The sequence below is a fragment of the Natrinema sp. HArc-T2 genome (assembly GCF_041821085.1).
Taxonomy (GTDB): domain Archaea; phylum Halobacteriota; class Halobacteria; order Halobacteriales; family Natrialbaceae; genus Natrinema.
Genome location: NZ_JBGUAZ010000003.1, coordinates 451,295 through 478,230, shown reverse-complemented (window position 1 = coordinate 478,230; position 26,936 = coordinate 451,295). Strand labels below are relative to the sequence as shown.

The following is a 26,936-nucleotide window of genomic DNA, read 5'->3' as shown; positions in this document are numbered from 1 at the left end:
GATTGTCGTCCTTCCGGGTCCGCGTGCGACACGCCCGCCGGTCGCTCGGTGACGGGTGATCGCTGCGGGAGATCCCGGTTAGTAAGATACAATTATGTATTAAATACATGATGGTCTAGATACACCTTAAATACGGCGCACATGGCAGAACCACGTATGAGCCGAACACAATCCGCGGACGATTCGTCAGTATTGGTCCAGCGAACCGCCGGGCTGACGGCGGTGCTCGGCGCGTTCGTCATGATGTCGACGGTCTTCTTCACGATTACCGATTTCATGGGGATTCAGAACGTCCTCGTTGGCGCGGTGGTGGCGTTTCTCGCGGCGTTTCAGGCCTACCGAACCAACGAGCACCGATCACCGAGTATCGTCATCGCGGCCGTCGTCGCCGTACTGGGAATCTGGATCGTCGCGGCACCGTTCGTTCTCGGCGCTGACCGCGCGCTGGTGGTCGGGGTCAACGGTGTCGCCGGTGTACTCATCGTGATCCTGTCTCTCGCCGGGGCGTACGGCAGCCGTCAGTTGTCGACCACTGCATCGGCGAGCGCATAGGATCGATTTTTTCGGCCCTCGAGATACAGAACAGCAGCACAGCACGTCACCCGACCATCCCAGTCATACGGTCTGCTGTACCAATGTACCAGTGTAACCGCCGTGCAGTCGCGGTTGCACTGGAACTGACTGACAGAGGTCCGTATCAGGCGACGAAGAACACGCCGATCGCGACGAGGATGAACACAGCCTTGAGACAGACGTTGACGACGATCACTTTCGTCCCGAACGACGCCCCCCAGATGCCGAACTGAAACGGGATCGAGCGCTTGACTGTCCCGATCGTCAGCGAGACGAGGCTGCCGACCAGCAGCGTGATCACCGCCTGCTCGGGCGTCAACACGTCACCGATCATGGGTGCAACGGTGATCGCGCCGGTCGTCGGATCGACCAGTGAGACGAGGATCACCGGCACTGCGGCTCCCGGCAGCCCCAACAGGCCGGCAACTGACTCGAGCACCACCCCCGGATCGTCGAGGCCGACGGACGCGAACACGGCGAGGACCGGGGCCACGGACTCGAGAATCTGATCCGAGTACTCGAGCGCGACGAAGACCAGCGAGTAGACGATCGCGAGTCGGGGAACGATCAAGCGCAGGCGCTCGTAGGTACGCTGCCCGGCAGCGGAGAGTTTCTCTCGGGTCGTCTGCGAGCCTTCGTCCTCGTCGGGCATATCGGGCTCGATGGCGTCGCCGTCGTAGTCGGTTCCCCGCAAGAGGACAGCCCCGGCGAGCAAGCCGATGAGCGTAATAGCAAGCGAGATGCCAGCTCGGGCACCGACGTACATCAGGCCGACCTGCAACCCGAGGATCGGGACGAGAACGGGGCCGTAGTAGGTGAAAATATGCTGGATGAAGCCGAAGAAGGTGTTGATGACGATGGCGATCAGCGTGGCCTGATCGTCGAGCAGCCCCTCCTCGCGAAACTCCGCGAGCATCCCATAGCCGGCGGTCACCGAGACCGCGTTCGTGAGGACGGCAGTGCCGACCTCCGGAGGCAGGTTCGCTGGCTCCGTAAGATAGCGGCCCACGCGGGCGACGAGTTCGACCACGCCGTACTCCACTGCGAGGTTGGCCAGGCCGACGCCCACCCCGATCAGAAGCGTGATCGTCAGCACGCGCGGCAGTGCGTCCTCGAGTAAGACGGTAAGCAGCGACACCACGACAATCGGTTCGAATTTCGAGGGGAAAGGGCCATCGAATCGCGCAATCCCGGCAGATACCTTTTCGTGCGAACCAGTCGTCAAGGAAGGTATGAGCGACAGCGATGTCCACGTGGCTGCACTCTGTGGCAGTCTTCGTGAGGGAAGCTACACGCGAATCGCACTCGAGCAGGCACTCTTGGCTGCCGAACAGGCAGGTGGGACTACCGAACTGCTCGATCTCCGCGAGTACGAGTTGCCGATCTTCGATGCGGACCGCGATCGTGTGGATGCGGGCGACGCAGACGCACTCGCAGCCCGCGTCCGCGCAGCCGACACGATCCTGCTCGGGTCGCCGATGTACCACGGATCGTTTTCCTCACCGCTGAAGACCGCGCTCGACTACTGTGGCTTCGACGAGTTCGAGGACAAGACCGTCGGTTTGCTCGCCGTCTCCGGCGGGGCCTTCCCTGTGACGGCACTCGAGCATATGCGGTCGGTCTGTCGAGCGCTGAACGCGTGGGTCATTCCCCACGAAGCGGCGATCCCGAACGCCAGCGCCGCCATCGATGACGGCGAGTTCGTCGATCCGAAACTCGAGACGCGGGTGACGACGCTGGGCAGGCGGGCGGTCCAGTACGCGACAATCGAGCCGGATCCGGATTCTTTCGAGAGCGACCAGAACGTGGGTGCACAGGGAAAGTGAGGTCACCGACCCACCGACGGTTGCTACTGTCGGACAACCCGGCTCAGCCAGCGGTCGGACTCGAGACGCTGTCACTACACCAGCGGTGACAGCCGTTGGGGCGCGCTCGAGTCGGCTGCTGACGGTCGGCCGGTCGTATGAGGACGTTGCGATCGCACGTCAGGGACCGAGAAGGCGCTGGAATCGGCGCTGATGGGCGAGAAACGCGAAGAGACCGAAGACGAACACGCCGAGATGGAGGGCACCGATCCGAACCACGATCGTCGTCGGGCCAAGCGAGTGCGGCGACGAGGCGATCGCCCAGTCAGTAAACCAGACGGCAGCGAGCAGTATCGATGCGCCAGCAGCGAGCAACAGTCCCGGAACGGCCAGTGTGAACGCCCAGCCATCGGTTGGCTGTTCGAAGATGCGTCGCTCGAGGACGAACTGGCCGGTGAGTATGCCGGCGAACACGATCGCTGCGATGGCGACACCGAGAGAATCGCCGATCAGTTCGGCAACGAGCAGCCAGACGATCCAGCTGGCCGTGAGCGCGACCGTCACGCCGAGTTGTTGTGGCTGCAGGAGGTCACCGAGATCGTCGACCGCCACACCGACGATCCCCATTCTGAGCAGCGAGCCACAAAAGAGCACGCCAAGTCCTGCGAGTGCAGTCGCTGTCGTCCGTGAGCCGACGACGAGGCTGAACCAGCACCCGACTGCGACCGTTTCGACAGCCGCCGCAGAGAGTGCAGCGGTGACGCCGACGACGCGCTGTCGGGCCGTTCGGCCGAGCACCTCGGGCTGGCGGAGGACGCTCATGTGTGATTCCTCTCAGGGTCCCCTTTCGTTATGCAAGCCATTCCCAGCCATTGCCACAGAGACGGCGTGCCGAGGGAGTCTTATAGGGTGCGAAGAGCCAGATTTACCGATCACTGACACGGTCAGACGAGCGATTGCGGCGCATCGTTGGCTCAGTAATTGTTCGTACCCGCACGCGCGCACGTATGCTCGTCTTTGGAATCGGCCACGAGCAGAAACGTGGATCGCTGACCGGCTCTCGATCCGGTTTCTGAACGGCGATCGCGTCGCTGCTTGGCGCTGGCCAGTCTCACTCGCTCACGCACGATCGATCGTCACCGGTAAACAGACTGTTATATCGTCCGGTTTCTCGAGTAGTTCATGCATACGATACGACGGGGTTGGTCGTTCGATGGAAACGGGGGATAGAATTATGTATAGTGATGTGGTCGAAGCGGATTATGCCCGAGACGGAACAACAGGACGCCACACTATCCGAGCTCATCGTAAAAGAAGCGGTCAATCGAGGGATGGAGTCTCCGATGCGCGAGACGATCCTCGAGGCCGTCGAGGAATCCGAGGGGGCACGCTCAGGCGGGCGATTCCCGCTTGCAGGAGCGTTGTTTGGCCTCGGTGCGGCCATCGGCTTTCTCCTCGGTCGGCAGTCGCCGACGCTCGAGGAGACGCCACTCGAGGACGTCGAACAACCGGAGATCATCGAGAGCGTCAGGGAAACGGCTGAGGAACCCGAGGAGGTGACGGAAACGGTGACGGACGACACCGAATCAGACGCACCCTCGCGGCTGTCGCGACTCCTGCTCGCAGTGGGCGTCCTCGCGGGGGCTGCGTTCCTTCGCCAGCGGCTCAAATCGGACGAGGAAGCGGAGTGGGAACCGATCGAGGAGTTCGAGCCCGCGACCGACATCGAGGACGAACCCGAGACGGCCGACGAGTCCGAATTCGAGGCCGAGGAAGCGGACGAGGACGTCGAGGAGTAACGGACGATCCGCTCGAGCGGGGGCGATCGACCAGCTGATTTTCTGGCCTGTACCGTCGGCTGACGAAGAAGCTAAGGGAGAGACGCCGACAGTGTCAAGCCAATGGAGACGACTCACCGTGTTGTCGTCGGTGACTCCCGCACACTCTCGGACGTGGCCGACGAGTCGGTCGAACTCGTCGTGACATCGCCACCGTATCCGATGATCGAGATGTGGGACGACCTGTTTACGGAGCTCGATCCTGCGATCGGCGACGCACTGGACGCCGGCGACGGTCAGGCCGCCTTCGAGGCGATGCACACACAACTCGAGGCCGTCTGGGACGAACTCGAGCGAGTGCTGGTCGACGGCGGGATCGCCTGTATCAACGTCGGCGACGCGACCCGGTCGGTCGACGACAGCTTTCGAGTCTACCCGAACCACGCGCGCGTCCTCGCGGCGTTCGAAGACCGGGGGTTCGACCCGCTGCCGGACGTGCTCTGGCGTAAACCGGCAAACAGCGCGGCCAAGTTTATGGGTAGCGGGATGATCCCGCCGAACGCGTACGTCACCCTCGAGCACGAGTACGTCCTGATCTTCCGGAAGGGGGGCCGGCGTCGGGAGTTCAAGCCGGGTGCCGACCGGCGCTACGAGGCTGCCTACTTCTGGGAGGAACGCAACCGCTGGTTCTCGGACGTCTGGACTGACGTGACCGGCGAGTTACAGACGCTTCACGAAACCGACGACGAGCTCCGGGAGCGGTCGGCGGCCTATCCCCTCGAGATTCCCTACCGGCTGATCTGTATGTACTCGGCCTACGGTGACACCGTCCTCGATCCCTTCTGGGGGACCGGGACGACGACGCTCGCGGCGATGTGTGCCGGTCGAAATTCGATCGGAATCGAACTCGAGGACGCGTTTCTCGAGGTGTTCGACGAGGGAGTCGACGAGGTGCCGGCACTGTCACGGTCGGTCGGTCGTGCCCGCCTCGAGCGCCACCGGGAGTTCGTCGAACGTCGCCGTCAAGAGGGCAAGGGGTTCGAGTACGAAGCCGACTACTACGACACACCGGTCGTGACCAAGATGGAACAGGGGATCAGACTCCGAGACGTACGTGCGATCGAGTCGTGCGACGACGGCTATCGGGCAGAACACGGCACGCTCACACTCGAGTAAGGACACGGGAATCGACACGACCTTTTTATAACCGCCGCCCCCACCATGGGTATGGCTCGCAGTCTCGAGGATGCCGAGACGACGCCCGGGTGCGTCCTCGTCGGCACGTCCGAGTGGATTCGGACGGCAACGGCAGCACTTGCAGACGAGGCGGTGACAGTCACGGGAGCCGTCTCGGCTGCGTCCGACATTACGGACGACCGACTCGAGACAGCAACGTGTCTCCTGACGGACGAACGTGCCGCCCTCGCAGCCGTCGACGGGGCATGTCCGATCATCTACGCGATCGATTCGACTGCAGACGAGTCGGTCGACGATATCAGAGCCGAGGGCGCGACCGACATCGTCGCCAAGCGGTCGGTCCAGAAGCCACAGCTCCTTGCCCATCGGCTCCAGCGAACGCTCACATGTGCCGACAGCAAGCGCGAGCGAGCACTGACCGACCGGGTCAGGGAGAGGGAGCTACTCGAGGCACTCTCCAAGGCGACCAGTCACTTGCTCGCTGTCGACTCGAAAACGACCGCCTGCGAACACCTCGTCGACATCGTGGCCGACGTGCTCGAGCTCGACGGCGTCGTCTATCGGTTCGACGATCGGGCCAACGAACTCCATCCGGTAGCACAGTCGTCGGCCTTCGTATCGACGTTCGGGTCGCCGTCAGCGGTCGAACCAAACGGCAGCAGCATCTGGGAGACGTTCGTCACCGGTGCCCCATCAGTTTCCGATGACGTCCGACCGTCGCCAGCAACTCCCGACGCAACCGCCGCCCACAGCGGACTCACGGTCCCGCTTGGCGAACACGGCGTGTTCGTTGCGGTCTCGAGCACGCCCTACGCCGATGTCAGCGGGGCCGTCGAACTCGTCGAACCGTTCGCGGTGGCGACGGAAGCCGCGCTCGATCGGATCGGACAGCGCCAGCAGTTTCACGACTGCGAACGCGAGCTTGAACGGCACGATCGCCGGCTCGAGCGGCTCGATGCCGCACTCGAGATGCGCCGAGACGTCGAACAGCTCCTCCTGATGGCCGATTCCCGGGCGGAGATCGAACGTGGCGTGCCCGCTCGTCTCGCCGACCGCGAAGCGTGTTCGCTGGCCTGGTTCGGCGAGCCCGACGCGAACGGGAACTGCCTCGAGCCGCGATCACATGCCGGACGCGACCGCGGGTATCTCGACGCAGTGACGGTAACGACGGTCGACGAATCGGCTGCCGAACCGGCGGGACGGGCGGCGCGAACGAAAGCGCCGGTCTACGTCGAGAATGTCGCGGCATCGGTTCACGACGGCGCGTGGCGCGGTGAAGCACTCTCGCGCAACGTACAGTGTGTGTACGCGGTGCCGCTCGTCTACGACGGGTTTCTCTACGGCGTGCTGTCGGTCTACGGCGACCAGCGTGACGCGTTCGATGAGCCGTTTCGGTCGATGCTCGCTGACCTCGGCAAGACGATCGCGTACGCGATCGACGCCGTCAATCGGAAGCACGCGCTGGTCGACGACGGTCGCACCGAAGTAGAACTCGAGGTTGTGGCGGATGCGACGCTGTGTCGGCTGGCTGCGTTTCTCGACGAACGCGTGAGCTATGCGGGCGCGACGGCTCGGGACGGCGAGGCGCAGGTCGTGTTCGCAGCCGTCGATGGGCCGGTCGACGAGTCGATCGACGCCGAAGATCACGTCTCAGTCGAGGGAGTCAGGCAGCTCGTCACGGTCGCCGAACACGAAGACGAAACGTTGCTGCAACTCCGGTTAACCAATCCCTCTCTGGGAGCGATTACCGACTCTCACGGGGCGCAGTTACGCGAGTTCGTAGCCGACGCGTCGGGTGGGCGCGCACGCATCGGTGTCCCGGACGCGGTCGAAGTTCGCGACCTTGTCACCGGGATCAGCCGGAACGGTCCCGACGTGTCCATGATCGCCCGCCGTGCTGTGGCGACGGATGGCTGTTCGACGGTGGCCAACCGCGCCCGCAGTGCGTTGCTCGATACCTTCACCGATCGCCAGCGAGAGGTCGTCCAGACGGCGTACCACGGCGGATTCTTCGAGTGGCCCCGGCAAGCAAACGGCGAAGAGATCGCAGACTCCCTCGAGATTTCCTCGCCTGCCTTCCACAAGCACGTTCGAGCCGTCGAGCGCAAACTCTTCGCCGTGCTGTTCGAGGGCACAGCCACGACCGGGGTTAACTGATTAACCACCTGCTGTGGCGACCCTTACACAGTTAACGAGTAGGTTCTTTACAACAACTCTTGAACCAGGAAACGACTTCCAACCACCGTACTGGGGGTACGAATACGCTATGAGCAAGATGAGTACACCATCATCGGCGACCGAGATTGGGGACCACTATTCCGCACACTACGATCGACTCGGCGACGAACCGCTCAGCGTCGCCGTCGCGGACGCCGTCGCAACATTCCTGAACGAAGACGTCACGGCGCTCGAGCCGCTTCATTACTCGATCAACGCCGACGCGCTCGAGCGACTGTTCGAGCCGCGCGCGAATGGTCTCCGGCCCAACGGCTCAGTGACCTTCGAGTACACCGAGTGTCAGGTGACCGTCACAGCAGACGGCGAGATTCGCGTCGAAGCCGTCTAACGACGCCAACGACGCCGTCTGCGGACTCGGTATCGTCTCCGTTTTCGTTCGATAGATCGCGAACCGACGTGCCGTTAGTCACCACTGAATACCTACTCGTGGCCGATGGCTCATACGGACTCCTGTCAGTGGGTGCCAGTGGGCCCGAAGGACGGTCGCGGGCCCACCGAGAACTTGTGACAGCAGGCCGTCTCACAGGAGCCCGTATCAGACGATCCTGCAATCGGCTGGCCACGGCCCGTTGTCCACCAGTATATATGCGGGACCGGCACGAACGCGTTGGTATGTCACCTCACGTTCTCGTCCCGGTCGATGGGAGTGACCCCGCGACCGCAGCCCTCGAGCACACGCTCGATATCGCCCGCGAACGGGACGCAACCGTCCATCTACTCCACGTCGCGGACACGAACCAGCCGAGTCTCACCCGACTCGGCACCGAGGTCGTCGACGTCCTCGAGGAGGAAGGCGAGGGGATCGTCTCGGAAGCTGCCACCCTCGCCGAGGAACGCGGCGTTTCCGTGGTCACGGATGTCGTCCAGGGAGATCCCCGACCGACGATCGTCGACTACGCCAGCGACGGCACGTTCGAGTTCGTCGCGATGGGTGCCCACGGTCGGCGCGGGTTGGGAGAGTACGTCCTCGGAAGTGTCACAGATCATGTCGTAAACCACAGCCCAGTGCCGGTGATGACAGTTCGAGCAGCCGACGGCGCGACGCCGACGTATCCTTACACCGACGTGCTCGTCCCGACCGACGGGAGCAGCCACGCAACGGCGGCGCTCGACCTGGCATCGATGGTCGCCGAGCGAACCGGTGCGACACTCCACTTGCTGTCTATCGTCGACGAACTCCCGGAGGTCGGCGACGCGGAATCGACACAGCTCTCCGAGCAACTCGAGGAGAACGTCCAGACGGTTCTCGACGAGGCAGCGGCGACCGCCACGCAGGCGGGCGTCGACGACGTCACGACGACTATTGCGACGGGTTCGATGCCGCAAGAAGTCACGAACTACGCCGACGGGGAGGGGATCGACCTCGTCGTAATGGGGACACACGGCCACACCGGTCTCGACCGACACCTGCTCGGGAGTTTCACCGAACGGGTAATCCGCACGTCGCCGGTGCCCGTCCTGACGACACGGGCGGACGAGCAGGAGTAATACACGTTACTCGTCGAAATTAGCGCTCGAGCGCCGATCCAGTCGCTGTTGGGCCAGGCGCGATGTACTGCCCGTCCGGCGGAGAGAAGAAAACGTTCAACAACGTACTAATATCTTGATCAGGAAACAAAAGGCAATGAGTCCCCAAACGGCATACCGAAACGGGATGGTGAGAATACCGTGACCGAACAATCGCTTCCGTCGCTCGAGCGCGTCCGGTCTGAAATCACGAGAAACCGGGTCCGAGCTGCGCTCGTCGTTCTGATCCTGCTGTCTGCCGCCGTCGTCGCCAGCGCGTCTGGCGGGGGCGTCTCGACGGCCTCGAAAGAAAACGTGCCTGACGCACCGGCGACGGAGAACCACACGGTCGTCACCGAGTCGGGCCGTGCCGGCACGATCACCGCCTATCAGCCCAACGGTGAGGTCCTCTACTACAACAACTCGCGGACGAAGTACTTCGACGCCGATCCCGTCGAGGGTGATCCGTTAACCGTCGAGTACGCCGCGACGGATACGATTCACACCGAAGGAGCCAACTGTGGCGCTCCACCGTGTACCCGCAACGTCATCGAGCGTGCCGACCTCGAGACGGGTGAGGTCGAGGTGCTCTACGAGCGCTACGACTACAAGGAGTACGCCGGCGAGTGGCACGACATCGACCGCATCAACGAGACCCACTTCGTCGTCGCCGACATGGTCGCCGATCAGGTCTTCATCGTCAACACCGAGACAGAGGTCGTCGAGTGGCTCTGGGACGCCCAAAGCGACTTCCCACTCGAGGGAGGCCACTCTTGGCCCCGTGACTGGGCACACATCAACGACGTCGAGTACATCGAGGAGGGCCAGATGGAGGGCCGAATCATGGCCAGTCTGCGCAACCAAGACCAGGTCGTCTTCCTCGATCGGGAAGAGGGACTGCTCGAGGACTGGACGCTCGGCTCGGAAAACGAGTACGACGTCCTCCACGAACAGCACAACCCCGATTACATTCCCGAGAGTCAGGGCGGGCCGGCGATTCTCGTTGCTGACTCCGAGAACGCCCAGATCAAGGAGTTCCAGCGCGAAGACGGCGAGTGGAACCAGACCTGGCTGTGGGAAGACGATCAGATCCAGTGGCCACGGGACGCCGATCGGCTTCCAAACGGCAACACGCTGATCGCAGACACCCACGGCAATCGCGTCATCGAGGTCAACGAGTCCGGCGACATCGTCTGGGAGGTCGGCTCGTCGCTACCCTACGAAGCCGAACGCCTCGAGACCGGTGACGAAAGCGAGGGCGGCCAGAGCGCCCAGGCGCTCGACCTCGAGAATCGAACGGCAGCCGAGACCAGCAGCGGCGGTAGCAGTGGCGGGGGCGGCTTCGACGTCAGCCCGCTTGCGTTCCTCGGCGACCTCATCGAATCGATCCTTCCACACCGGATCTACAACGCCCTGCTGTTCGTGAGTCCGGTCTGGATGGGGTCCTCGGAGTTCGCCGCGATCGGCGTCGCACTGCTTTCGGGGCTTTCGTGGGCCGGCCTCGAGGTCAGATGGCAACTCCGCGACGCCGGCGTCAGGTTCCGGCTGCCGGTCTACCGAAAGGGAAGTAACTAACCGGATTGACACGCCTCAGTAGGCTCCCGTATTTTCACTCTCTGATCTCGGAGGAACTCGACGATCCCTGCAGTCGTTGCCGACGCAACCGCAGGCCGGTTCGGTTGCGCCGGTAACTCGATCCAGTACCCGTAGAAACGTGTGCGAAGTCACTGATCATGAGTCTGCGGTGGCAGCCCAACAGCGGTCCGGATACCTCGGTTCGAAGACGGGCGCTACAACGCCAGCAGGTGCCCGCCGAGAAGGTACAGCGCCGCGAGAATCGACTGAAAGGAGAGCGAGCCGATCGCCGACAGCGCGACGAACGCGCGACCGTCCATCTCCGAGAGTCCCGCCGGAACGGTCAACAGTCCGCGGACGAACAACATCGTATTGCTTACCGCGACGGCCACCGCACCCCAGCGATCAAACCAGCCATCGAACCGCTCGAGTCGTGACTCGGTGACCGGAAACCAGCGCTTTTGGAGGACGTACTCCCGGCCAGCCCGGCGGACGAGACAGAACAGGCCGAACTGACCGATCGTCGTGCCGGCGACCGCAATGGCGACGATCGCCACCACGTTCGGCATCGACGATCCGATCAGCGCCAGTGCAGCCGGGACGACGAGTTCGCTCGGCATAAATCGCAGTAGCATCGCACCCTCGAGGACGCAGATACCAAAGAACACTGCAAGCGCGAGCTCCGACGTTAGCATCGACTCGAGCCAGGGCGGCGTCCCCTCGAGTTGCAACGGATACATAACCTGTGCGTAGTTCATCCCGAATGTAAGCATTGTTGATTCGTTTCCGGTGATCGGCAGGCCGTCATACGGTCTGCTGCCACGATGTCTCGGTGGGCCCGCAGTGCGGGTCGCGAGTGCACTGGCACTGACTGACAGGAGTCCGTTTCAGTCGCGAATCGATGTCGTGGCGTGCCGACTCGAGCGCATCACAGGCCGGTATGGTCGTTTGTCTATCCGTCGCTCCCGCCTTCGAAGAACATAAGCTATGTGGTACCAATAGCCGAAATGATTACTGATGGAGATCGGGCGTGCAGTGTTTCTGATCGGTGCGTTCGCGACCCATGCATTCGTCGGCTACGTCCTCGTCGCCGGACTCACCGACGCCGATCCGTGGATCGGGCTCGTCTTCGGACTGCTTCCGGACGCCGACTTTCTCTTTCCAACGGACTGGGCCTGGCCGTTCGTTCACCGCGGGATCACCCACACGCCCCTGTTCGCCCTGGCAGTCGTCGCTGGCGGGTACGCCGTTGGGCGGCAGCAGACTTCCACGATCGGTCGACGCGTCGTGCTCGCCGTCGGACTGGCACTCGGTTCACATCTCGCGATCGATTCACTCTCGCCGAAGGGAATCGACTTCCTGTTCCCGCTTCGGACGAGTTGGAGCCCCGGACTGCCGGTCCATAGCCCGACCGCGACAGTCTTACTCTGGACTGCGTCGCTCGCGCTCCTCGTCTGGGACGCAAACGAGCAGCGTTCGGTCTAAGCCTCGAGGAGCCAGAGCCGAGTGACTCCGGATCGACGGGGCCGATACCGATCAACTCGCCGGAACGACCGCCGACAGCCCAATCGTCACAAGCAGCGACGCGAACAGCGCCGCCGAACCGACGAGCAACAACGCCCGATTGATACGGCTGTTCTTGGATTTGAACCACTCGAGTGTAACGTGATACCGCCAGATCGGGGCGAACGGGCTGATTCCCATCGGCGTCACGACGTCGCCGGCGAGGTGGGCAAGGATGCCGCCGGTGCCGACGAGGAATCCAAACTGGAACGCTACCGGCGACTCTGGGACGAGAAGCGCGGTCCCAATGCCGGCAGCCAGCCCGACGAGGATCGCAAACCAAACGGTATGGGTCGGTCCACGATGGCGTATGTGTGGCAGTGGCTGATCGAGGTCAGGGATGTTGGCGACCCCGACAGACACGAGCGCGCCGACCAGTGCCAACCTGAGCGACCAGACGTGGCTCACGATGGGAAGAACCGGCGCATAGAGCAAGGCGTTGAAGCCGGAGTGTCCCTCCCGGTACATGGTCAGTTGGCCACCCATCAGTGCCGGGCGAAAATGACGCTGTCGGCCAGCAGACGATTATCGTACCGCTCGGACGCCGAACGCCGACACGGACATGCCACCGATCAGGACCGGCATCCAGTAGATCGCACCACGGAAGATGAGGACGGCTGCGGTGATTGCCGACGCCGGGATACCAGTCGTCGGCACGAGCAACGTGACGAACGCGGCCTCGATACTGCCGAGCCCACCCGGCAGCGGCGCAGCACCAGCGAGGTTCGCAAGCGGGATGACAAAGAGCAGAACGTACGCCGAGACATCGTACCCGATCGCGGCGAACGCAACCGTAAGCGCAGCCGTCTGAAAGAGCCACCCACACAGTGATAGGCCGATGACGGCGGCCAGTCGCCACCGATCCGTCGCGACGCGTTCGATGTTCTCGAAAAACCGTCCCAGGCGGTCGGCGATGTCTTCCTCGAGCGTCTCGGAATCGAACCGGTCGAATCCGAGCCGTGCGATTCGGGGGGCGACGATGGCGGGAAGTCGATCGACGAGCGTCCGGTGATAGCGCCACACGAGCGCCATCACAATGACGATTCCCCCGATCAATACGACTGCCGAGCCGACGGCGGTCTCGAGGCGCTGGCCGATCGCCGCGGTGGTCGCGTAGTAGCCGACGCCCACGAGGATCAGCGAGATCGAGGGGACGACGTTGATGACGTCGACGGTCGCGATCCCGACGAGGCTGGTCTCGTAGCGAGCGTCGGAGGTCTTCGAGATTAGCAACGCGGCGATCGGTTCGCCGCCGGCCTGCCCGAACGGAGTGACGTTGTTCGCGAAGACGGCCCCCGCATAGACGAGAAACGACTTGCCGATCGGGATTTCGATGTCGAGCGCGACTAACACAGTCCGCAACATGAGACTCCAGGCGGCCAGCCAGCCAAGCGCGAGTGCAAACGTCGCAACGACTAAGGAGGGCGTCGCCGACAGCAACGAGTCGAGAACGTCACGGGCACCGACGAGGAAAAACAAGATCGCGAAGGCCGCGATCGCGCCGGCGATGCCGATGAGAAATGCCCGCCGATTTCGCTCGTCCATGGCGGATATGAATCGTCAGTAAACTTGAAACATCTGATCGGCACCGACTCGATAGAACACGTTGCGTCGGACCCTTCAATCGATTTATTTGCGTGGAGCGAAGTGTGGCCAGTAATGGACAGGACTCGCCAGTCGAACGTCCTTTTCGTCGTTCTGGATACGGTCCGGAAGGATCGACTCGAGCCATATGGATACGAGCGGGCGACGACGCCGGCACTCTCGCGGTTCGCCGAGGAGGCGACCGTCTTCGAGTCGGCGGTCGCACCCGCGCCGTGGACGCTGCCGGTTCACGCCTCACTGTTTACCGGCCAGTATCCGAGCCAGCACGGTGCGGATCAGGGAAGTCCGTACCTTGACGGCGATACGACGCTCGCGTCGGTTCTGTCGGCGGCCGGCTACGACACGGCGTGTTACTCCTCGAACGCCTGGATCACCCCCTATACGGGCCTCACAGATGGGTTCGATGCCCAGGACTCGTTTTTCGAGGTGCTGCCCGGTGACGTCCTCTCGGGGCCGCTGGCGAGTGCGTGGCAGGCGGTCAACGACAACGACTACCTCCGAGAACTCGCGTCGAAGCTCGTCCACCTCGGCGCGATGGCCCACGCCAAACTCGCCAGCGGCGAGGGTGCCGACTCGAAGACGCCGTCGGTAATCGACCGCACGAAGTCCTTCATCGACGACAGCGACAGCGACGACGGCTGGTTCGCGTTCGTCAACCTGATGGACGCCCACCTGCCCTACTACCCGCCCGAGGAGTACCGCGAGGAGTTCGCACCCGGCGTCGACCCCTCTGAGGTCTGCCAGAACTCCAAGGAGTTCAACTCCGGCGCACGTGACATCGACGACGACGAGTGGGAGGCCATCCGCAGCCTCTACGACGCCGAAATCGCCCACATGGACGCCGAACTCGGTCGGCTGTTCGGCTGGCTGCGTGAAACTGGTCAGTGGGAAGAAACCACCGTCGTCGTCTGTGCCGACCACGGCGAACTCCACGGCGAACACGACCTCTACGGCCACGAGTTCGCCCTCTACGACCAACTCATCAACGTCCCGCTGCTGGTCAAACACCCCGACCTCGAGGCCGACCGTCGTGACGACCTCGTCGAGTTGCTCGACTGCTATCACACCGTGTTGGACACACTGGACGTCGATCCCGAGACGGTCGGTCTGGCAGGCGACGGTGCCGGTGCTGTCGCTCGTGATCCGACACGCTCGCTGCTCGCCGACGAGTACCGCGCCTTCGACGGGGCTGCCGATCCCGATGCCGGTCAGCAGGCTGTTCTCGAGGGCGACGACGCGGGCGACTACGCGTTCGTCGAGTACGCTCAGCCGGTCATCGAACTCCACCACTTAGAGGAGAAAGCCAGCGATGCCGGCATCGACCTGCCCGACGACCACCGCGCGTACTCGCGGCTGCGAGCCGCTCGGAGCACGAATTCGAAATACGTCCGCGCGGACCGGATTCCCGACGAAGGCTATCGGCTCGACGAGGACCCCGACGAGGAGTCGCCGGTCGATCCGGCAGACGACGACGTCGTCGCCGCGACCGAGCGAGCGCTCGCCCGCTTCGAAGCGAACGTCGGCGGCGCGTGGGACGATCCGTCCGACGTCGACGCCGACGAGGCCGATGCTCTCGAGGAGGCCGACGAAGAAACTCGCGACCGACTTCGGGAACTCGGCTACCTCGAGTAGCGCGTCGACGGCGATTCTGCAAGAGGGCCATCCGACGGTATAGGGTGCGACCGGCGCGAAAATCGTGTTTTGAGTGACTTTCCGGGAACCAATAAGAATACATAGGTCGACTCGAAAGATAGCCGCAACTAATGGACGACCAGCACTTCCTCGAGTCGGAGTGGGACTACTGTCTCGTGCTGGATGCGTGTCGGTACGACGTGTTCAGCGAGGTCTACGACGAGTATCTCGACGGGACGCTGGAAAAGCGCCGGAGCGTCGGCTCGTCGACGCCGGAGTGGGCCTATCGAACCTTCACCGAGGAACACGATCTCGCGTACTTCTCGGGGAACCCGTTTATCAACGACCTCGGCATTCCGTTGAACGAACTCAAGTGGGGGGCCAGCTGTGACTACGAGTGGTCGGCTTCGAATCACATCAGCAACGTCTTCGACGTGTGGAAATCGGGCTGGGACGACGATCTCGGCACGGTGCCGCCGGACGGCATCGCGGAGGCGTTCTACAACAATCAGGGCGCTGTCGAGGAAGCCGACCGGACGGTGCTCCACTATATGCAGCCCCACGCACCTTATCTCGCACGCGGCAAGGGCCAGAAGCTCAAACAGATCCAGAAAGGAATTCGAAAACAGGAGGAAGCCGAGCAAAGCGAGGACGGTGGCGGCGGTGCACTCGCATCACTCGGCGATACGATCCGCCCGAAAGTCGAGGACAAACTCGAGGGCAGCGAACTCGCACAGAAGGCGGGGCTGTGGCTCGAGCTCGATCCCACCGAGGTCGTCACGAACGGCACCCGGGAGGCGGCGATGGCCCTCTACGAGGAGAACCTGCGGATCGCCCTTGAGTCTGTCGCCGACCTCGTCGACGACCTCGACGGCACCGTCATCGTGACTGCAGACCACGGCGAGGCCTTCGGCGAGGAGGGTGTCTGGGAACACCACATCGAGACGTACATCCCGGCGCTCATGGAAGTGCCGTGGCTCGAAGTCGAGTGAGACTGTTGCACTCGACCCGCAGCGACCGCGCCGATCGCCACTGTCTCGTTGCGAACACACGGCGACAGCAGTAACATGTCCGACTGAGGAAGGGGGTCCGGTATGAAAATCAGTCACTACTTCGAACTCGAATCCCACGTCACTGGCGGCATCCACGAGTCGGTCGTCCACCAGCGGAAGATGCTCGATCGGCTCGACCTGACCTACACGACAGAGCCGACGCTCGAGGCCGACGTCTTCCACTGTAACCTCATGGGGCCGCGCTCGGTCTGGTACGCACGGCAGGCGCGATCGAAGGGAGTGCCCGTCGTCGCGAACACACACGTAACCGCCGAGGACTTCGGCGACAGCTTTCGGTTCACGAACGCCCTCGCGAAGCCGCTCAAGCCGTATCTCGAGTGGGCCTACGGGTTGGCCGACGCGCTCGTCTGCCCCTCGGAGTACAATCTGGACCTGATCGAGACGTACACCGATGTGCCGACGACGGTCGTCTCGAACGGCGTCGACCGGTCGAAACTCGCGGGGTTCGAATCGCTCGAAGACGAGTATCGTGATCGGTACGACCTCGAGTCACCGACCGTCTTCCTCGTCGGTCACGTCATCAAGCGCAAGGGACTCAAAACGTTCGTCGAACTGGCCCGCCGGCTGCCGGACCTAGATTTCGCCTGGTTCGGGCCGCTGGATCTCTCCCTGAAGGGGCGAGAGACGACGGCGCTGATCGAGAACGCCCCGGAGAACTGTACGTTCACCGGCTACGTCGACGACATCCGCGGTGCGTACGCCGCGGGCGACATCTTCTGTTTTCCGACCCACGAGGAAAACGAGGGGATCGCATTGCTCGAGGCGATGGCCGCCGGCAAACCGCTTCTCGTCCGCGACATCGAGACGTTCTCGTGGCTCGAGGACGGCGAGGACTGCCTGAAAGTCGCGGAAAACGGCGTCGACGGCTTCGAGGCAGCCCTCGAGCGACTCCGCGATCCGGCGCTTCGAGAGCAACTCGGATCGAACGCGGTCGCCCGCAGCGAGGAATTTTCGCTCGAAGCGGTCGCGAACCAGTATCAGTCGTTGTACGAGGAGGTGGTCTGAATGAAGATTGGATTCTTTACGGACAGCTACTTTCCCGAGATCGATGGCGTAACGTATACGATCAAACTCTGGCGCGAGGAATTGGAGCGGAAAGGGCACGAGGTGTACGTCATCTACCCCGATGGCGACTACGAACCCGGCGACCGCGAGGTTCCGGTGACCTCGATGCCGAACCCCTTCTATGCCGGCTATCGGATTCCGCTGACCCGGCGGCCATCGACGCTGCCCGACCTCGATGTCGTCCACTGTCACGGACCCGCCCCCATCGGAATCCTCGGCCGGTACTACGCCTGGAAACACGACTTGCCGGCGATCTACACCCACCACACGCCACTCGAGGAGTACTTCCACCAGAGCATCAAACTCGAGTCGGTCGCGGGGCTACTCTCGAATCTCTACGTGCCGGTCGAGAACAGCTTCCTCGGGAGTTTCGATATCGTCACCGCCTCGACCGAGCGGATCGACCGCGACGTCGAACACGTCCAGTTGCCGGTGGGTATCGATATGGACTTTTTCCAGCCAACTGCAGAAGACTGGTACCCCGATCGGACGGTCGTCGGCTACAGCGGTCGGCTCAGCATGGAGAAAAACGTCAGCGAGATCCTGCGGGCCGCCGAGGCGCTGCCGCAGTACGACTTCGTCATCGTCGGTGACGGCCCCTATCGCGAGTGTCTCGAGAAGAACGCTCCGGACAACGTCGACATCCGGGGCTTTCTCCCCCGCGAAGAGCTCCCCGTCTTCTACTCCTCGATCGATACGTTCGTCACCGCTTCGACTGCCGACACCCTCGGCCTCTCGACGCTCGAGGCTAACGCCTGTGGGACACCCGTCGCCGCCGCCGATGTCGCGCCGTTCGACCGGACCATCAGACCCGACAACGGCGAACGGTTCACCTACGGCGACCGCGAGTCGATGGTCGAGGCCATCGAGACGTGTCTGGCAACCGACCGCGACACCAGAGCCGGCGTCGAACGGTATGCGGTCGACTACACCATGGACCATCTCGAGCAGTTGTACGAGACCGTCCCCCTCGCGACCGACGAGAGCCCGACTGACGTCGAGAGTCGGTGGCGCATCTCTGAAGAAGAGCGAAGCTGACTGTTCGATTCGTTCTCACATCCGGTTGGCGAACCGTCAACGCGTGCTTGGAGTCAGTGTTGAGTCTCAAATGCCGTCTTCGCCGGAAATCGCACCCGGCGGTTCGACAACCACGGACAGACAGGTCACACAGCAGGTAGCGGGATTTGGGAGCAGTGACGGGGTCGTCACTGCCCTCGAGTTGTAACGTTGTGGAAAATGCCCGGGGAGGGCTCCGAACCCTCGATCTCCGCATGTCCCAGGTTCGAGGCTCGGCAGTCCTCGAGGGACACGGAGGCTTCCAAGGCGAAACCGCACCGAATCTCTGAACCCTATGAGTGCGGCGCTATGTCCAGCTAAGCCACCCGGGCTCAATTAGGAGTAGTGGCGTCTATTTCTTTAAGCTTCTCATTCGAATCCGCCGTGCAACGCGGACCCACGGATTTATCATACGGTGTTACTAACTCCGGGGCATGAGCGTTCCTGGTATCGTCACCGCCACTCTCGACGGCGAGGAGATCGCAGCGCGCGTCTCACTCGGCGGCGACGACGAGCTTTTCATCACGCCGACGCGGACCATCGTCTACCGTTCCGACGGCCTCCTGAGCGACGAATCGGCTGACGACTACCCCCACGATGCCGACCGACTGACGCTTTCGGACGGTCGGCGCAAGACGAAGTTCGTCCTCGAGTACGCCCTCGAGGGCGAGCAAGCGTTTACCGTTCCCTCGAGCGTGACCGACGACGTGCTTCATCCTGTGCTCGCCGGCGTGTTGAGCGGCAACGGGATCACCACGCCCGGCGAGACGGTCGTCAAGACCTATCGCTTTAGCGAGCTGACCCTGATCATCACGAGTGACCGCCTCGTCAAACACATCGGGGGTGCAGTCTGGGACGGCGATTACGAGGAGTACCACTTCGACGACGTAACGAAGCTGGCCTTCGAGGACGGCAGCGTCGCAACCCAGATCGTTCTCACCGTCGGCGGGCGACCCGAGCGGATCAAAGCCCCCAACGAAGAAGCGAACGACCTCCGAGAGCGGCTCAAACGCGCGCTATTCGAATATCACGACGTCAGTTCGCTCGAGGAACTCAACGAGACGGTCGGCGAAGACGACGACGAACCCAGTCGCGATTCCGCGGTCGATTTCGGCAGTGGCGTCGATCCACTCGATGCTGATCCACCCGCGCCGGACGATCACGATGACACCACTGACACGACAGACGACACAGCCGGTGCCCAGTCAGACCCGCTCGCAGACAGTGACTCAGACGGCGTCACAACTGCCGATCCGGGCCACCAATCGACTACGAACGATGGACGGCAGGGTCGGAAATCACACGCGGTGTCGGAATCGGCAGACAACGGTCACAGTGGTGCAGTCGCGACGACTCGCTCCGACACCGAATCGCAGTTCGAGACAGCCACCGACGCGGACACAACGACCGAGGTCGACAATGCCACGGACCAGCCGACCGAGCATGTGACTCCGACAGTCGAACCCAACTCCGAACTCATCGAGCGCCTCGAAGCACTCGAGACAGCAGTCGAGCGACAAAACGAGATCATCGAGCAACAGGGTGAGACGATCGAACAGTTGATCGCAGAGCTTCGACAGGGTCGGTAGCACGCGGCGGCAGCGACCGGCGACGGCCTCGACTTATACTGCCGGACAAAACGATTCATACATCGATCGCACTCGAGTTGCTGTCGCCGACAGCGACAGCCATCGGGACGCGATCGAGTATTCACTGACTGTTGTCCAGTCGTATTACTCCCGGCCAGTCACTTTTCGGATACACGAGGAGCCAAAGGGACCGAGTTCGCCGGCCTCGAGATCGATGAAGTAGCCGGTTGAGAGCCCGGAGCCACAGCGTTTGCAGGTAAAGTCGCCCTCTTTGGTGATGACGTCCTGCTCGAAGCTGACGTACTGGCGGCTTTTCGGACGGACGATCCCATCGTCGCGTTCGATCAGCCCGCGGAGTTCAGCCTGATCGAGGATCGTTCGCGTGACCGTCGGGTCGCTGGTGATCGTCTCGATTCGATCGATGACTGCAGCGAGCGAGAGCGATTCGTGCTCGAGTCGTGCGAGCAATGCCAGACCGAGTTCGACGCGGTCGTCAGTTATCGTAGCGTCTCTGGTCCGTCCGTCCGCGGTGTGGTCCTCGTCGCGATCCATCTATCAGTGGTCTCATCTCGGCGCGAATAAACGTGTTTCCTCGAGAAGCTAGCCACGGAGTCACACGGCAAGAACGCCGTTGACGGTTCCCACGGTGTGAGAATCCGCCAGCCGTTGATACTGTCGCTGCCCCCTCTTTCGAGCGAGAGCAGGATCCGACCGGAGCGAGACTCCGGCGACCGCATCCCAATGACTCGGACGATGATCGACGCTACACCACGAGCGAGAACCGACCAACGTACTCCGGCGAGTCTGCGTGACGGGACCGATGGCTGCACAGTCACGGTTCGAAACGACCCCCGAACGCGACTGGAGCCGGACGAGACACCCCGTGACCGATAGATGTTTGGACGACAGCTCGAGCAAGCGATCCTCGCGGCCCTCGTCGACGAGGGACCGCTGTCTGTCGTCGATCTCGCTGCGATGCTTGACGAGCATCCGTTGACAGTCGAGCAAGCGTGCGATCGCCTCTGCGATCAGGGCGACATCCGGTCGGTCGGCAGCCGTCGGTATGAACTCGTCGCATCAGGACGTCAACAACTCACCGACGCGGAACCGACGCCGAGCGGTTCGGGCAGGTCCGATATGAGCGGGCTGGCGGACTGATACCCGATTCGATCGACAGTCGGTTTCGTGGCTGGCCCCTCGCTTACTCGACCCAGACGGTCTTGCGATTGACGAACTCGAGCATTCCTTCTCGTGCGAGTTCGCGACCGTAGCCCGACGCCTTGACGCCACCGAACGGCACTCGTGGGTCGGATTTGACGAGTTGATTCACGTAGACACAGCCGGCGTCGATCTCGCGTGCGAGCCGCTGGCCGCGCTCGCGGTCGGTCGTCCAGATACTCGCACCGAGCCCGAATTCCGTGTCGTTCGCCTTCTCGACGATCGCTGCCTCGTCGTCGAGCTCGTAGACAGCGGCGACGGGACCGAACGTCTCCTCGCTGTCGGCTGGACAGCCTTCGGGGATGTCGGTCAGCACGGTCGGCGGGTAGTACGCACCCTCGCGGTCCATCGGCTCGCCGCCCGTGAGCACGTCGGCCCCGGCTTCGACGCTCGCCTCGACCTGCTCGTGGAGGTCGTCCATGAGATCCGCTCTGGCCTGCGGGCCAACGTCGGTCGCCTCGTCGGTCGGATCACCGACGACGAGTGACTCGATCTCGTTGACGAACCGCTCGAGGAACTCGTCGTAGACGTCCGTGTGGACGAGGAAGCGCTTGCCGGCGATGCAGGACTGACCGCCGTTTTGGTTGCGCGCCCACGCGCCCGTTTCGGCCGCATCGTCGATGTCGGCGTCGTCGAGGACTATAAAAGGGTCGCTGCCCCCGAGTTCGAGGACTGACTTCTTGAGCTGGTCGCCCGCCGTCGAGGCGACCGCGCGGCCTGCGGGACCGCTTCCGGTGACGGTCGCGGCTTTGACGCGCTCGTCCTCGATGATGTCGTCGACCAGATCAGAGGAGATCAGCAGCGACTGGAAGACACCATCGGGATAGCCGGCCTGTCGGAACACGTCCTCGATGGTCTGTGCACAACCGGGGACGTTCGAGGCGTGCTTGAGCAGTCCAACGTTGCCAGACGTGAGATGCGGTGCTGCGAAGCGAAACACCTGCCAGAACGGGAAGTTCCACGGCATCACCGCCAGAATCGGGCCGAGCGGATCGTAAACCGTCTTGACCTCCGATCCCGGCGGACTCGGGTGGGAATCGGCCTCGAGATAGGCGCTTCCGTGTTCCGCGTAGTGGTCGCAGACCCACGCACACTTCTCGACCTCGGCGATCGCCTGCGAGATCGGCTTCCCCATCTCGCGGGTCATCGTCTCTGCGTATTCGCGTTTGTTCTCGCGAAGGATGTCGCCGGCTGCGGCGAGCAGTTCCTCTCGCTTGCGGATCGGCTCGTCTTGCCACGTCTCGAACGCCGCCGACGCCCGCTCGATGGCCTCCTCGACGTCGGATTCGGTCTGTTCTTCTATCGTGTCCGCTCGCTCGCCAGTGGCAGGGTTGATAACGTCCATCACGGATAGTGTGTCTATCGAAGCCGATTAGTGTTTCCCGCGTTCTCGCCGGCAGCCTCGAGTCGCTCGTTCGACACTCGCTGGGAAGCCACTTCATCGGCCGGCACGGCCTGTGTGGACGGTCTATTCGCGACGACAGGTCGAGGCAGACGACCGTGGATATCAGTTACTTCGAACGTGTTCGACCGGACATACAAGTAGTCGAGTCGCCACAGTGCACCCATGCCAGAGATCACGTCAGTAGACGCACTCGAGTCGACGCCACATGCCGAGGTATTCGACACCGACGCACCACGGACGGTTCGCCTCCAGCTCGAGGCGGACCAACGCATGCCGAAACACCGCCATCCGGAGTCGAACGTCGTCCTCTACGTTCTGGAGGGGACACTCGCGCTCACACTCGGGGACGACAGCTACGAGCTCGAGGCGGGTGACGTCGTCCGCTTCGACGGGGATCAGGATATCTCGCCGCACGCGCGCACCGAATGCGCGTCGTTGCTCGTTTTCGCGCCGAAGACGGATTCTTAGCCGACGGTCGTCGCGACGCCTTTCGTCTGTCGGTAATCGCTGTCGAGAATCGCCTCGAGTTGCGAAATAATTGCCTCACGGTCATCGTCGTACCACTCGACTGGGTCTTTGATCGGGACGACCAGAAAGCCGCGGCCGCGAATATCGGTAGCGTGGAGATCGTCCATCTCGAGGTCGAACCGCCGTCGCTGGGTCGTATACTCTCGAAGGACGTGGTCGGTCGCGCGAGCACCGACGGGCAGAAGGATGTGTGCGTTGATCGCGCGCAGCTCGGCGTCGAAAAAGCGCTCGAGGGTCGCGTAGTCCTCGTCGGTCGGCGCCTCCCCGTCGGGCAGGCTGCACATGTGAATGTAGCTCAGAAAACAGTTCTCGAGGACGGGTTCGTCGCGTGGGCCGCTGGCGAACCCGACTACCCGCAGGACGTCCTGAATCGCACGTCCGCTCTCGGTTTCGGTAAACGGAACGCCGGTGGACTCGCCGCCGTGGACGCCGGGATAGTCACCGATCACGTGAAAATCGGCGTTGGCGTCACCGTAGCCGAAGACCGCCGGTCGATCGTTGGGATCGGAGCGGTCAAAGGGTGGCTCGAGTCCGAACGGGTTGCTCGTCCTGTCGGTCACGTTTTGCACACCGGGAAAAGGAGACGAGCAGGCAAAACGACAGCGGTCGGATCGGACCGGTTTGGGCGACACTCGACAGAGAGCGACCAACGAGCGAGGCAGGCAACGCAGACGAGAGACCGAACGGCGGTGGGTTTATGTTTTGTTCGTCCGTTTTCTGTCGCAGATGTATCAGACGGGCCATTACGGTGGTGCACTCACGGCGTACGCGCCTCTTGGCACCTTCGTCGCCCTGATGGGATACGGCGAGATTGCCGCTGTCGGCGGTCTCGTCTGTGTGGCGCTGTCGACGCTGCCCGACTTCGATCATCGGCTCCCGCTGATCGACCACCGCGGGCCGACCCATACGATCCTGTTCGCGCTGGCTGTCGGAGCCGGACTCGCCACACTGGCTGCCGTTTTCGTCGACGCATCCTCTCCGTTCGTCGATGTCGGCATCAATGCGTTCGCGTTTCTCGTCGGCGTGGCTTCGATCAGTTCCCATCTCCTCGCGGACGCGCTCACGCCAATGGGGATTCGACCGTTCTGGCCGTTCTCACGCCGCCGATACTCCTTCGCGGTGACGACAGCCGCAAACCCAGTCGCTAACTACGGATTGCTCGGACTGGGACTAGCAGCCACCCTCGCTGGCCTGTCGATTACCCTTCTCGTCGGGTGAGGGCCATCCCAACGACGAACGTCACGAGGAGTGCGGCTGCGGTGACGAGATAGGGCATCTCGAGTGCGGGGTTGAGCGCCTGCCGGCCGAAAAAGAGGACCAAGACCACGAGCGGCGGCGCCGTGAGGAGTGGCACGACGGACCGACCGGAGAACCGTCGTCGGCCGACCATCGCGGCAACGATCGCTGCGCCAAGCAGCGTCAGCGTCACGGCGTACTGGACCAGTTGCATCGTCGGGGAGTATACCTCGATACCGGCATCAACGGCGGGACTGAGGGCCACGTGGGCTGGCAGCGCGACGATTCCAAGCGCGAGCGCACCGGTGACGTGGGTCGCCGTCAGCCGCGATGCCCAGACGAGGACTGTCGCGACGAGGAACAGCGTGAAGATGGTGACTGCCGTCCAGAAGTGCAGCGACAGGATGTCCATCGTGTACTGTGTGACGGTTTCACGGCCGAGTGCGACCTGCACCGGTGTCAGGACCATCCCGAGGACGACCAGCCCGGTGACGCGCCGGTCGACATCGGGGAGTCGCCAGGCAGCCAGTGCTGAGCCGATGATGGCGAAGCCGGCGAACATCGCGACGAAACGGTGGAACCACTCGTAGAAACTCGGCAAGTTCGCCGGCAACAGGTTGTACGGGCCGGCGTCACACTGGGGCCAGTTGGCCTGACAGGCCAATCCGGACCCCGTCGCCTTCGCCGCAACACCCAGCAGGATCGTCGCTGCAACCAGCGTGAGCGTCGCAGTCAACAGGTGCGGGTAGCTGAACCGATCGATCAGCGACCGAAATCTCGAGTCGGGCGTGTGATTGTCGTACGACACGGGCGTTCACGCAGGAGTTAGGACGGGCCATACTTAGGTTGCCCGAGTCGTGCGGTTCGGTGGGAAGCAGTCCGGATCGACAGTCTGTGCCGCTCAGATGGCTGGCGTCCGTCGGACAAAGTCAAATAGCGTTGTACGCCCCTCAGGAATCTATTTCTGATCAGTACAGTGTAGGGCTGTCGAGATATCAATTAGAATTCGTCACAGCTACCATTAGTCGAGGGCTACCTGTTCGTTCGGAGGTGCTCTGAGGGGCTAACGAGTATTGCTCCGAGAACAACCACGGCAACTCCAGCTAGTCCGACCAGCGGTATTGTTCTCTCCCCCACAGAATCCATTATATATTACAAAATGTGCGATAAATGAAAGTAAGAGAGACGTTCACCAGTTAACAGTTATTTAGGACAGGCCTATTATTTCACTATCTAATTAATAGGAATCTTACTATATTTCTTCTCGCTTAGATCCGGGTACAGTCTGGTGAGAAGTATGATAATAAAATGGATTAAAGGTAGGAAGCGTGCGGCGGCACTGATGGGGGTTCTCCTCATCGTAGTGGCAGGGGTCGGCATGGTCACGCTCGGGGGCATGGCGATTGATAACCCGTTCAGAGTGAGTGACAATAGCACGGACACCTCCACGACCTCTAGAAGCGAAGGTACCGCGGACGAGGAGGCCACCCCGGCGGACGAAGAGAACTCGGCGACACCGCCACCCACGACAGCTGAGTCCGACCCTGAACCCTCGGACGACCAAGTTGAGGATAGGTCAGGTGTCAACTTCGTTCCAGGTGTCAGGGATTTCAGCGTTTCAACAGAAGTGTTTGATGAGTCCAGTGCTGACGTTGAAGATGGCTTTGTAACCCCAGGCGAACATAGGCTACTTCGATTTGATATGATCATCTACAATGTGGGAGACACGGATGCCGAATTAGGCCGTCCTGAGAACCGCCCGGATCTGTTCGAATATTCGGAGTCCCATGGTCACTCGCACTTAAAAGGTTTCAATAACTATATCCTGCTTGACGAATCGGGCGAGAGGACGGGCGCGGTAAGAAAGCAGACATTCTGTCTTCGGGATCTGTACCAAACCCGTTCGACCGCCAGTAGTAGTTCCCAGTTCGATTGTGAGTATCAAGGGATCAGTGCCGGGTGGGCTGACGAGTATGACGCATCTCTGCCCGGTCAATATATTGTTATTGACGATCTCTCTGATGGAGAGTACACACTGCAAGCCACGACGAACGCAGCAGGCACGATTGACGAGACGTGCGACGGCGATAACACCGTTCGGGTTGATCTTAGTATAAATAATGATACAGTTACGGTCCATACTTCACAAAGCCACTACGTGAAACCATCTGCTTGCTAAGAGGTTTGTGCTTTCTCTAGAATTTTAACAGCCCTATTTCAACATGTTGTTTTAAATATAGAATGTTAGTCAGACATTCAGTCATTTTCAATTCCCGTTTTCGAGTATTCAACTA

General features: G+C 62.2%; 27 protein-coding genes and 1 tRNA gene. 18 read left to right on the top strand and 10 right to left on the bottom strand.

From position 1 onward, the window contains the following. The first annotated feature begins 156 nt into the window (after positions 1-156). Positions 157-552, top strand: a complete 396-nt coding sequence (locus tag ACERI1_RS09975) for a hypothetical protein (RefSeq protein ID WP_373617986.1) — start codon at positions 157-159, stop codon at positions 550-552. A gap of 145 nt (positions 553-697) precedes the next feature. Here the strand turns inward: ACERI1_RS09975 and ACERI1_RS09970 are convergent, their stop codons facing one another. Further along, a complete protein-coding gene (locus ACERI1_RS09970; protein WP_373617985.1) occupies positions 698-1,714 on the bottom strand; it encodes a nucleoside recognition protein in 1,017 nt (338 codons plus the stop codon). 91 nt (positions 1,715-1,805) lie between these two features. Between ACERI1_RS09970 and ACERI1_RS09965 the strand changes: the two genes are divergently transcribed. Then, positions 1,806-2,399, top strand: a complete 594-nt coding sequence (locus ACERI1_RS09965; RefSeq protein ID WP_373617984.1) for an NADPH-dependent FMN reductase — start codon at positions 1,806-1,808, stop codon at positions 2,397-2,399. 159 nt (positions 2,400-2,558) lie between these two features. Here the strand turns inward: ACERI1_RS09965 and ACERI1_RS09960 are convergent, their stop codons facing one another. Further along, positions 2,559-3,200 (bottom strand): hypothetical protein, encoded by a 642-nt coding sequence (locus ACERI1_RS09960; protein WP_373617983.1) that lies wholly within the window; start codon positions 3,198-3,200, stop codon positions 2,559-2,561. Positions 3,201-3,640: 440 nt separating this feature from the next. Between ACERI1_RS09960 and ACERI1_RS09955 the strand changes: the two genes are divergently transcribed. The 6 genes from ACERI1_RS09955 (at position 3,641) to ACERI1_RS09930 (ending at position 10,672) form a co-directional block, all read left to right on the top strand. Beyond that, a complete protein-coding gene (locus tag ACERI1_RS09955; RefSeq protein WP_373617982.1) occupies positions 3,641-4,177 on the top strand; it encodes a hypothetical protein in 537 nt (178 codons plus the stop codon). Positions 4,178-4,279: 102 nt separating this feature from the next. Then, entirely contained in the window at positions 4,280-5,332 is a 1,053-nt protein-coding gene (locus ACERI1_RS09950; protein WP_373617981.1) for a site-specific DNA-methyltransferase, read from the top strand. Between the two features lie 51 nt (positions 5,333-5,383). Continuing rightward, complete coding sequence (locus tag ACERI1_RS09945; RefSeq protein ID WP_373617980.1) at positions 5,384-7,510, top strand: bacterio-opsin activator domain-containing protein; 2,127 nt, start codon at positions 5,384-5,386, stop codon at positions 7,508-7,510. A gap of 109 nt (positions 7,511-7,619) precedes the next feature. Further along, a complete protein-coding gene (locus tag ACERI1_RS09940) occupies positions 7,620-7,919 on the top strand; it encodes a HalOD1 output domain-containing protein (RefSeq protein ID WP_373617979.1) in 300 nt (99 codons plus the stop codon). Positions 7,920-8,203: 284 nt separating this feature from the next. Continuing rightward, complete coding sequence (locus ACERI1_RS09935) at positions 8,204-9,079, top strand: universal stress protein (protein ID WP_373617978.1); 876 nt, start codon at positions 8,204-8,206, stop codon at positions 9,077-9,079. Positions 9,080-9,259: 180 nt separating this feature from the next. Then, complete coding sequence (locus ACERI1_RS09930; RefSeq protein WP_373617977.1) at positions 9,260-10,672, top strand: aryl-sulfate sulfotransferase; 1,413 nt, start codon at positions 9,260-9,262, stop codon at positions 10,670-10,672. A 215-nt stretch (positions 10,673-10,887) separates the two neighbouring features. Here ACERI1_RS09930 and ACERI1_RS09925 read toward each other — a convergent pair whose 3' ends face one another. Continuing rightward, positions 10,888-11,412: a DedA family protein gene (locus ACERI1_RS09925; RefSeq protein WP_373617976.1), complete on the bottom strand. Its 525-nt coding sequence runs from the start codon at positions 11,410-11,412 to the stop codon at positions 10,888-10,890. A 277-nt stretch (positions 11,413-11,689) separates the two neighbouring features. Here ACERI1_RS09925 and ACERI1_RS09920 point away from each other — a divergent pair, with 277 nt between their 5' ends. Further along, entirely contained in the window at positions 11,690-12,157 is a 468-nt protein-coding gene (locus ACERI1_RS09920) for a metal-dependent hydrolase (RefSeq protein WP_373617974.1), read from the top strand. A 51-nt stretch (positions 12,158-12,208) separates the two neighbouring features. Here ACERI1_RS09920 and ACERI1_RS09915 read toward each other — a convergent pair whose 3' ends face one another. Continuing rightward, entirely contained in the window at positions 12,209-12,703 is a 495-nt protein-coding gene (locus ACERI1_RS09915; RefSeq protein ID WP_373617972.1) for a metal-dependent hydrolase, read from the bottom strand. Positions 12,704-12,760: 57 nt separating this feature from the next. Then, positions 12,761-13,780, bottom strand: a complete 1,020-nt coding sequence (locus ACERI1_RS09910; protein ID WP_373617971.1) for a YbhN family protein — start codon at positions 13,778-13,780, stop codon at positions 12,761-12,763. Between the two features lie 114 nt (positions 13,781-13,894). Between ACERI1_RS09910 and ACERI1_RS09905 the strand changes: the two genes are divergently transcribed. The 4 genes from ACERI1_RS09905 to ACERI1_RS09890 all read left to right on the top strand — a co-directional run bounded on the left by ACERI1_RS09905 (position 13,895) and on the right by ACERI1_RS09890 (position 18,648). Beyond that, entirely contained in the window at positions 13,895-15,472 is a 1,578-nt protein-coding gene (locus tag ACERI1_RS09905) for a sulfatase (RefSeq protein ID WP_373617970.1), read from the top strand. A gap of 131 nt (positions 15,473-15,603) precedes the next feature. After that, positions 15,604-16,464, top strand: coding sequence for a hypothetical protein (locus ACERI1_RS09900; protein ID WP_373617969.1), 861 nt, complete (start codon positions 15,604-15,606; stop codon positions 16,462-16,464). Positions 16,465-16,566: 102 nt separating this feature from the next. Then, positions 16,567-17,550, top strand: coding sequence for a glycosyltransferase family 4 protein (locus ACERI1_RS09895; RefSeq protein ID WP_373617968.1), 984 nt, complete (start codon positions 16,567-16,569; stop codon positions 17,548-17,550). Next, the gene (locus tag ACERI1_RS09890; protein ID WP_373617967.1) at positions 17,551-18,648 is read left to right on the top strand and encodes a glycosyltransferase; all 1,098 of its coding nucleotides are present in this window, start codon (positions 17,551-17,553) and stop codon (positions 18,646-18,648) included. It abuts the gene before it with no gap. Positions 18,649-18,847: 199 nt separating this feature from the next. On the opposite strand, the gene ACERI1_RS09885 is transcribed toward ACERI1_RS09890, so the two are convergent. Continuing rightward, a tRNA-Met gene (locus ACERI1_RS09885) sits at positions 18,848-18,998 on the bottom strand. A 102-nt stretch (positions 18,999-19,100) separates the two neighbouring features. Here ACERI1_RS09885 and ACERI1_RS09880 point away from each other — a divergent pair. Continuing rightward, on the top strand, positions 19,101-20,255 hold the full coding sequence (locus ACERI1_RS09880; protein WP_373617966.1) for a hypothetical protein: 1,155 nt from the start codon (positions 19,101-19,103) through the stop codon (positions 20,253-20,255). A gap of 144 nt (positions 20,256-20,399) precedes the next feature. On the opposite strand, the gene ACERI1_RS09875 is transcribed toward ACERI1_RS09880, so the two are convergent. Further along, positions 20,400-20,807, bottom strand: coding sequence for a DUF5830 family protein (locus ACERI1_RS09875; RefSeq protein ID WP_373617965.1), 408 nt, complete (start codon positions 20,805-20,807; stop codon positions 20,400-20,402). 342 nt (positions 20,808-21,149) lie between these two features. Between ACERI1_RS09875 and ACERI1_RS09870 the strand changes: the two genes are divergently transcribed. Beyond that, positions 21,150-21,413 (top strand): MarR family transcriptional regulator, encoded by a 264-nt coding sequence (locus ACERI1_RS09870; protein WP_373617964.1) that lies wholly within the window; start codon positions 21,150-21,152, stop codon positions 21,411-21,413. 43 nt (positions 21,414-21,456) lie between these two features. On the opposite strand, the gene ACERI1_RS09865 is transcribed toward ACERI1_RS09870, so the two are convergent. Beyond that, positions 21,457-22,818 carry an NAD-dependent succinate-semialdehyde dehydrogenase gene (locus ACERI1_RS09865; protein ID WP_373617963.1) on the bottom strand — a complete coding sequence of 454 codons (1,362 nt, stop codon included), beginning with the start codon at positions 22,816-22,818 and terminating at the stop codon, positions 21,457-21,459. Positions 22,819-23,040: 222 nt separating this feature from the next. Here ACERI1_RS09865 and ACERI1_RS09860 point away from each other — a divergent pair, with 222 nt between their 5' ends. After that, on the top strand, positions 23,041-23,346 hold the full coding sequence (locus ACERI1_RS09860; protein WP_373617962.1) for a cupin domain-containing protein: 306 nt from the start codon (positions 23,041-23,043) through the stop codon (positions 23,344-23,346). Here ACERI1_RS09860 and ACERI1_RS09855 read toward each other — a convergent pair. Then, positions 23,343-23,975, bottom strand: coding sequence for a uracil-DNA glycosylase family protein (locus ACERI1_RS09855; protein ID WP_373617961.1), 633 nt, complete (start codon positions 23,973-23,975; stop codon positions 23,343-23,345). The two genes, ACERI1_RS09860 and ACERI1_RS09855, sit on opposite strands and share 4 nt — an antisense overlap. Before the next feature lie 157 nt (positions 23,976-24,132). Between ACERI1_RS09855 and ACERI1_RS09850 the strand changes: the two genes are divergently transcribed. After that, positions 24,133-24,624 carry a metal-dependent hydrolase gene (locus tag ACERI1_RS09850; protein ID WP_373617960.1) on the top strand — a complete coding sequence of 164 codons (492 nt, stop codon included), beginning with the start codon at positions 24,133-24,135 and terminating at the stop codon, positions 24,622-24,624. Here the strand turns inward: ACERI1_RS09850 and ACERI1_RS09845 are convergent. Then, positions 24,605-25,450 (bottom strand): cytochrome oxidase assembly protein, encoded by an 846-nt coding sequence (locus ACERI1_RS09845; RefSeq protein ID WP_373617959.1) that lies wholly within the window; start codon positions 25,448-25,450, stop codon positions 24,605-24,607. The two genes, ACERI1_RS09850 and ACERI1_RS09845, sit on opposite strands and share 20 nt — an antisense overlap. Before the next feature lie 489 nt (positions 25,451-25,939). Here ACERI1_RS09845 and ACERI1_RS09840 point away from each other — a divergent pair, with 489 nt between their 5' ends. After that, positions 25,940-26,821 (top strand): lysyl oxidase family protein, encoded by an 882-nt coding sequence (locus ACERI1_RS09840; protein WP_373617957.1) that lies wholly within the window; start codon positions 25,940-25,942, stop codon positions 26,819-26,821. Positions 26,822-26,936: the final 115 nt, after the last annotated feature.